This window comes from Pseudorhizobium sp. NPDC055634 (assembly GCF_053618655.1).
The window spans coordinates 1-1,747 of the sequence record NZ_JBSHHW010000018.1 but is presented as its reverse complement, the minus strand read 5'-3'; the positions used below and the strand labels follow the sequence as shown (position 1 = coordinate 1,747).

The 1,747-nt window shown below is 57.8% G+C and carries 2 rRNA genes (1 of these 2 cut by a window edge); both read right to left on the bottom strand.

Features of this window, described 5'->3' with window-relative positions:
* Positions 1-897: ribosomal RNA gene (locus ACWGPT_RS19825) — 23S ribosomal RNA — on the bottom strand; its annotated part reaches 381 nt to the left of the window's first position; the annotation flags it as partial.
* Between the two features lie 307 nt (positions 898-1,204).
* Positions 1,205-1,747 (bottom strand): 16S ribosomal RNA (locus ACWGPT_RS19820); the annotation flags it as partial.

The window sequence follows — 1,747 nt, the reverse complement described above, 5'->3', positions numbered from 1 at the left end:
CGACACCCTGGGCGACGAGCTGAGCCTGCGACTCAGGGGGTTTTCAACCCTGGTGGGTTCGGTCCTCCACGAAGTCTTACCTCCGCTTCAACCTGCCCATGGCTAGATCACTCCGCTTCGGGTCTAGAGCGTGCAACTCAAACGCCCTGTTCGGACTCGCTTTCGCTACGGCTTCCCCACACGGGTTAACCTCGCTACACACCGCAAACTCGCAGGCTCATTCTTCAAAAGGCACGCAGTCACGACTGCATGTGCAAGCACACACAGCGACGCTCCCACGGCTTGTAGGCACACGGTTTCAGGTACTATTTCACTCCGCTCCCGCGGTACTTTTCACCATTCCCTCACGGTACTATCCGCTATCGGTCACCAGGGAATATTTAGGCTTAGCGGGTGGTCCCGCCAGATTCACACGGGATTTCTCGGGCCCCGTGCTACTTGGGTGTCTCTCAAACGAGCCGCTGATGTTTCGACTACGGGGGTCTTACCCTCTACGCCGGACCTTTCGCATGTCCTTCGCCTACATCAACGGTTTCTGACTCGTCTCACAGCCGGCAGACTATGAAAGAGAGATCCCACAACCCCGCATGCGCAACCCCTGCCGGGTATCACACGCATACGGTTTGGCCTCATCCAGTTTCGCTCGCCACTACTCCCGGAATCACGGTTGTTTTCTCTTCCTGAGGGTACTGAGATGTTTCACTTCCCCGCGTTCCCTCCACACTGCCTATGTGTTCAGCAGCGGGTGACAGCCCATGACGACTGCCGGGTTTCCCCATTCGGAAACCCCCGGATCAAAGCTTGGTTGACAGCTCCCCGGGGACTATCGTGGCCTCCCACGTCCTTCATCGGTTCCTGGTGCCAAGGCATCCACCGTGCGCCCTTAAAAACTTGGCCACAGATGCTCGCGTCCACTGTGCAGTTCTCAAACAACGACCAACCACCCGTCACAACCCGCCGAAGCAGACCTATACCGGGGCCGGCAACCGAAGAAGCAGACCAAACTGGCCGCTCCCTCAGACACCCAACAGCGTGCCCGACACCCTCAACCTCTTGAATTGTTTTCCACGCCGAAGCAGTACTCACAGTCCAAGCAGACCGACAGTGCCGAATAGTCAACGTTCCACCCATGAGCAACCAGCATCAGACGTTCGCTGATGAACTGGCCTCTGACCAAGCAAGCTTGGTGAGAAGTGCTCCTTAGAAAGGAGGTGATCCAGCCGCACCTTCCGGTACGGCTACCTTGTTACGACTTCGTCCCAATCGCCAGTCCCACCTTCGACAGCTCCCTCCCACAAGGGGTTGGGCCACCGGCTTCGGGTGTTACCGACTTTCGTGACGTGACGGGCGGTGTGTACAAGGCCCGGGAACGTATTCACCGCAGCATGCTGATCTGCGATTACTAGCGACTCCGACTTCATGGGGTCGAGTTGCAGACCCCAATCCGAACTGAGACCGGCTTTTTGGGATTCGCTCCACCTCGCGGTATCGCAGCTCATTGTACCGGCCATTGTAGCATGCGTGAAGCCCAAGACATAAGGGGCATGATGACTTGACGTCATCCCCACCTTCCTCCGAGTTGACCCCGGCAGTATCCCATGAGTCCCCATCACCCCGAAGGGCATGCTGGCAACACAGAACAAGGGTTGCGCTCGTTGCGGGACTTAACCCAACATCTCACGACACGAGCTGACGACAGCCATGCACCACCTGTACACCGACCACAAGGGGGGCACCATCTCTGATG